The sequence below is a fragment of the Amycolatopsis sp. NPDC104587 genome, from assembly GCF_055583645.1.
Genome location: NZ_JBVJNO010000004.1, coordinates 353,738 through 359,192 on the forward strand (window position 1 = coordinate 353,738; position 5,455 = coordinate 359,192).

At 69.8% G+C, this 5,455-nt stretch carries 6 protein-coding genes; 2 read left to right on the forward strand and 4 right to left on the reverse strand.

Annotated features, from left to right (window positions below; translation table 11 throughout):
• Window positions 1-113: 113 nt before the first annotated feature.
• Genes ACZ61C_RS13545 through ACZ61C_RS13560 form a run of 4 tightly spaced genes read right to left on the reverse strand, consistent with a single transcriptional unit; the run spans window position 114 to window position 3,661 of the window.
• Window positions 114-1,082, reverse strand: a complete 969-nt coding sequence (locus ACZ61C_RS13545) for a glycine betaine ABC transporter substrate-binding protein (RefSeq protein WP_465306303.1) — start codon at window positions 1,080-1,082, stop codon at window positions 114-116.
• Window positions 1,079-1,858: an ABC transporter permease gene (locus ACZ61C_RS13550; RefSeq protein ID WP_465306305.1), complete on the reverse strand. Its 780-nt coding sequence runs from the start codon at window positions 1,856-1,858 to the stop codon at window positions 1,079-1,081. Before ACZ61C_RS13550 ends, ACZ61C_RS13545 begins: the two co-directional genes overlap by 4 nt.
• Entirely contained in the window at window positions 1,855-3,021 is a 1,167-nt protein-coding gene (locus ACZ61C_RS13555) for an ATP-binding cassette domain-containing protein (protein WP_465306307.1), read from the reverse strand. The genes ACZ61C_RS13550 and ACZ61C_RS13555 overlap by 4 nt, the downstream gene beginning before the upstream one ends.
• Entirely contained in the window at window positions 3,014-3,661 is a 648-nt protein-coding gene (locus ACZ61C_RS13560; RefSeq protein WP_465306310.1) for an ABC transporter permease, read from the reverse strand. The genes ACZ61C_RS13555 and ACZ61C_RS13560 overlap by 8 nt, the downstream gene beginning before the upstream one ends.
• 306 nt (window positions 3,662-3,967) lie before the next feature.
• On the opposite strand from ACZ61C_RS13560, the gene ACZ61C_RS13565 reads away from it, so the two are divergent.
• Both ACZ61C_RS13565 and ACZ61C_RS13570 read left to right on the forward strand, forming a co-directional pair.
• Window positions 3,968-4,462, forward strand: coding sequence for a hypothetical protein (locus ACZ61C_RS13565; RefSeq protein WP_465307018.1), 495 nt, complete (start codon window positions 3,968-3,970; stop codon window positions 4,460-4,462).
• 78 nt (window positions 4,463-4,540) lie between these two features.
• A complete protein-coding gene (locus ACZ61C_RS13570) occupies window positions 4,541-5,305 on the forward strand; it encodes a YcnI family copper-binding membrane protein (RefSeq protein ID WP_465306313.1) in 765 nt (254 codons plus the stop codon).
• Window positions 5,306-5,455: the final 150 nt, after the last annotated feature.

Consider the following 5,455-nt stretch of genomic DNA (forward strand, 5'->3'; position numbering starts at 1 on the left):
GGGAGTCGGGGGGGGGAGAATAGCGGGGGAAGGTCTTGGCACTGGTGTAAGAGACGAAAACGGAAACAGGGGGAAAACCTTTCACGTGAAAGTGCGGCCCCGGTGCTACGGGGTTACTTCACGAAGCCCTTCTTGACCATCCAGTCGTGGGCGACCTTGCCCGCGTCCTGGCCGTCGACGTCGACCTGCTTGCACAGCTCGACCATCTGCTGGTTGTCCAGGGCCGCGCCGACCGTCTCGAGCGGGCCGCGGATCTCCGGGTGGGCCTTGAGGAAGTCCGTGCGCAGCGTCGGGACCGCGTTGTACTGCGGGAACGCCTTCTTGTCGTCCTCGAGCACCCGCAGGTTCAGCCCGGAGATCCGGCCGTCGGTGGTGAACACCTCGCCGACCGGGCACGTGCCGCCCGCGACCGCCGAGTAGATCGTACCGATGCCGAAGTTCTCGATCTTCGGGTTCTGGAAGCCGTACGCCTTCACCGCGGCCGGGAACCCGTCCTGGCGGCTGGTGAACTCCGTCTCCAGGCAGAACCGGTTCTGGTCCGGGTTCTGCTTGAGGAACGCCGCGAGGTCCGACGTCGTCTTCAGGTTGTTCTTCGCGCCGTACGCCTCGGTGACGGCGAAGGCGTACTGGTCGTTGAGCGGCGAGTAGTTCAGCCAGCTGACGCCGAACTTCTCCTCGTCGGCCTTGGCCGTCGCGTCGTACTGGGCCTTCTCGCCGCCGGGCACCGGGAGCTCGTTGCCCTGGTAGTTGATCCAGCCGGTGCCGGTGTACTCCCAGGTGACGTCGGTCTGCCCGGACAGCAGCGCCTGCCGCGACGAGTTGGACCCCTTGATGTCCGACAGGTCGACGACGTCCGCGCCCGCCGCGGTCAGCGCCATCTCCGACAGGTAGGCCAGGATGATGTTCTCGGTGAAGTCCTTGGACCCCACCGTCACCTTCAGGCCCTGCAGCGAAGGGATCGGCTGGATCGTGCCGGGCTGGATGTCGTAGGGCACCCCCTGGTTGACCGTGAGCCCGCACGCCGAGAGCGTCGCGCCGAGCACCGCCACCCCGAGGGCCGCCGTCAAACGCCGGAGTTTCATCGCAGCCCCTTCGGTCCGAAGAACTGTTCCGCGACCGCGCCCAGCCAGTCCACCAGCAGCGCCAGCGCGACGGCCAGCACCGAGCCGGTGACGAGGACCGAGGTCAGGTTCAGCTTGTACCCGGTGTCGATGAGCAGCCCGAACCCGCCGGCGTTGACGAACATGCCGAACGTCGCGGTGCCGACCGCCAGCACGAGCGAGGTGCGCAGACCGGCCAGGATCAGCGGGACGGCCAGCGGCAGCTCGACGCGCCACAGCACCGCGCTCGCCGACATCCCGATGCCGCGGCCCGCGTCGATCAGAGCCGGGTCGACCTGCTGGATGCCGACCATCGTGTTCCGCAGCACCGGCAGCAGCGAGTAGAAGGCCAGCGGCAGCGCCGCCACCCACAGGCCGCCGACCGCGCCGGTGACGATGAACCACAGCACCAGGACGCCCAGCGCGGGCGCGGCCTGGCCGATGTTCGCGATCGCCAGGAAGACCGGCGCGAGGAACCGCGCCCACGGCCGGGTCACGATCACCCCGAGCGGCACCGCGACCACCACGACGATCGCGGTCACCACGAGCGTCATCAGCACGTGGTCCCACAACGCCGTGAGCAGCGACGACGCGTTGAGCGTCTCCTTCTCGGTCGCGGTGAGGCCGCTGGAGAACACCCAGATCAGCGTGACCGCGACGATCAGCAGGACCACGGCGGGCTGCGCGAACAGCCGGACGCGTTCCGCGCGTTTGGAGCCGGACTCGGTGCTGAAACCGGTATCGACGGCAGCCGTCATGCGGACACCTCCTCACCGTTCGTGTGCTCGTCGCGCAGCTGCTGGATCGTCGAGATGACGGTGTCGAGCTGGATGGTGCCCGCGTACTCGCCGCGCGCGCCGGTCACCGGCACCGAACCGCCCTCGGCGAGCATCGCCTCGAGCGCGTCCTGCAGCGTCGACTGCAGGCTGACGATGTCGCGCAGCGGCTTGCCGGCGTTGGCCAGCGACGCCCCGGCCCGCAGGTCGCGGGCGTGCACCCAGCGCATCGGACGGCGACGCGCGTCGAGGACGAGCGCGAAGTGCTTGCGCTGCTCTTCGAGCTTCTTGCGCAGCTCCTCCGGGTCCTCGTCGACCCCGGCCGTCAGCGCGTCCTGCGCCAGCTCGACGTCACGCACCCGCAGCAGCGTCAGCTGCTTGAGCGACGCGCCCGCGCCGACGAAGCCCGCGACCGTGTCGTTGGCCGGGTTCGCCAGGATCGCCTCGGGTGTGTCGTACTGCATGATCGACGACTGGTTGCCCAGCACGGCGATCTTGTCGCCGAGCTTCACGGCCTCGTCGAAGTCGTGCGTGACGAAGACGATCGTCTTCTTCAGCTCCGACTGCAGCCGCAGCAGCTCGTCCTGCAGGTTGCCGCGGGTGATCGGGTCGACCGCGCCGAACGGCTCGTCCATCAGCAGCACCGGCGGGTCGGCCGCCAGCGCGCGGGCGACGCCGACGCGCTGCTGCTGGCCACCGGAGAGCTGGCGCGGGAAGCGGTCGCGGAAGTCGGCCGGGTCGAGCCCGACCAGGTCCATCATCTCCTCGACCCGGTCGTTGACCTTCTTCTTGTCCCAGCCCAGCAGCCCCGGGACCACCGCGATGTTCTGCGACACGGTGAAGTGCGGGAACAGCCCGGCCTGCTGGATCGCGTAGCCGGTCCGGCGGCGCAGGGTGTCGACGTCCAGCTTCAGCGCGTCGTCGCCGCCGATGGTGATCCGGCCGGACGTCGGCTGGACCAGCCGGTTGATCATCCGCATCGTGGTGGTCTTGCCGCAGCCCGACGGGCCGACGAAGACCACGATCTTGCCGGCCGGCACGACCATCGAGAAGTCGTCGACCGCCGCCTCACGCGTGCCGGGGTACCGCTTGGTCACGTGCTCCAGTTCGATTTCGACGCCGGAGACTTCCTCGTTCTCAGCCACGGACACCCCTAGAGATGGTGAAGCGCTTGATCAGGACGTAGACGCCGTCGAGGATCAGGGCGAGGATGACCACCCCGACCGTCCCGGTGACGGCTTGGTTCAGGGAGTTCGTGCTCCCCGCGTTCGTGAGCCCGGAGAAGACCTCGGCGCCGAAGCCGGGGCCCTTCGCGTAGGCGGCGATCACCGCGATGCCCATCAGCATCTGGGTGGCGACCCGCATCCCGGTGAGGATCGCGGGCCAGGCCAGCCGCAGCTCGACCCGCGTGAGCACGCCGAAACGGCTCATCCCGATGCCGCGCGCGGCATCGGTGATCGCCGGATCGACGCCGTCGAGCCCCACGATGGTGTTCCGGACGATCGGCAGGAGGCCGTACAGCACCAGCGCGATGACGGCCGTCGTCGGGCCGAGCCCGGAGAGCGGGATCAGCAGGCCCAGGAGGGCGAACGACGGAACCGTCAGGATCGTGCTGGCCAGCGCGGTGGCCACGGCCGACCCGATCGGGCTGCGGTAGACCGCCACCCCGATCAGCACGCCGAGGATGGCCGCCAGGATCGTGCACTGCACCACCATGCTGGTGTGGAGGTAGGCCTCCAGCCACAACTTGCTCGCCCGGTCCGAGATGTACTCGAAGAGATTCATCCGTGTCCGCACTCCCGCCCGCGTCCGTGAGGCTTCACCCGAACGGGCTAGCTCCTGACCGACGGCTCAATACCCACCGTGCGCCGAAGCCAAACCCCCGTTCCCGGCCTCATTGATTCCGACACCGTTCCCTATCCGGGCGTGATCGGCAACAACAACGCTGAACCGATCCGGCCTGGCAGCCGTGAACTCCATGTGTGCTCACTTGCCGGGATCGCGCGATCACCCGGTGGCGCGTCACCTAGGCTGCTCCTCATGAACGGTCCGGCACGGCGTCCCGCCGTGCTCGGAGCTACCCGCGGGGTGTTGCTCGCCGTGTGCGCCGCGGCGCTGTCCGTCACCGCGCACCGGGTCGCCGACGGCGGCCTGCCCGACCCGGCGATGACCGTGCTGCTCACCGGCCTGTTCGGCTGGACCGCGACGGCGCTCGCCCGCAAAGCGCGCGGAACCGTCGCCACGATCACCCTGCTGGGCGCCGCCCAGCTCGTGATGCACCTGCTGCTCACGACGCTGTCCGGCCACCACGACATGTACACGATGCCGGGCCGCACCGGCCTGGGCATGCTCACCGCGCACGCCGTCGCCACCGTGCTGACGGCGTTGCTGCTCGCCCGCGCGGACGCGACGCTGCTCACGGTGCTGGCCGTGCTGCGCGCGATCCTGCCGCGGCTGCTCACCCCGCTGCCGGTGCTTTCGGCGGCCCCTTCGCCGATCCCGGCCCGCACCGCGGCCCCGGACCACCTCGTCGGCGTCGACCTGCGCCGGATCCGCGGGCGGCGCGGCCCGCCCGTCTGCTCCTGAAACCCAGCTCGTCCCCCTTGCCCGGCCGGTCCCCGAACCGCGCCGGCTCCCTTTCTTGAGTTCATCAGGAGTGAACCCATGTCCCAGCACGTCTTCAAGCGCGCCGGTTTCCTCGCCGCGACCATCGGTGTCGCCGGTCTCCTCGGCACGGGCGTCGCGTCCGCGCACGTCACCGCCAACGTCTACGGCGCGCAGCCCACGAAGGGCGGCTACGCGGCGATCGTGTTCCGCGTGCCGAGCGAGGAGAAGGACCCCGTCAAGACCACCAAGGTCGTCGTCGACTTCAAGGGCGACTACGGCATCGGGTCGGTGCGGACCAAGCCGGTTCCCGGCTGGACCGCCGACGTGACGAAGTCCAAGCTGCCGACCCCGGTCAAGAAGGACAACGGCACGGAGATCACCGAAGCCGTCACGGCGGTGACGTGGACCGCCCAGCCGGGCAGCGAGCTGTCCGCCACGAACTACCAGGAGTTCGAGGTCAGCTTCGGCCCGCTGCCGACCAACGTCGACGAGGTCGAGTTCCCGGCGCACCAGACCTACAGCGACGGCAAGGTCGTCGACTGGAACCAGCCGACCCCGGCGGGCGGCGAGGAGCCGGAGCACCCGGCGCCGGCGGTCAAGCTGGCGGCGAAGGCCGCGGAAGGCGACGCGCACGGCACTATGGATGCCAACACCGCGTCGACGACCGGTGAGCAGACCCAGGCGGCCGCGTCGACGTCCGACAGCACCGCCCGCTGGCTCGGCGGGGCCGGCCTGCTGGTCGGCGCCATCGGCCTCGGCGTCGGCGCGGGCGCGACCATCCGGGCCCGCAAGGCCACGGCCAAGTCGGGAGGCAGCAACTAGATGCGGAAGGCGCTCGTCGCGCTGGTGTTGACGGTGGTGGGGGGGGGGGGGGGGGAGAACCCCGCAACTGGGGGAGGGGGGAAAACGCGGGTGTCCCCTGGCCCCGCGAAAAGCGCACCTTGTTTCCCCACCTCCCACAAAGCCCGAACC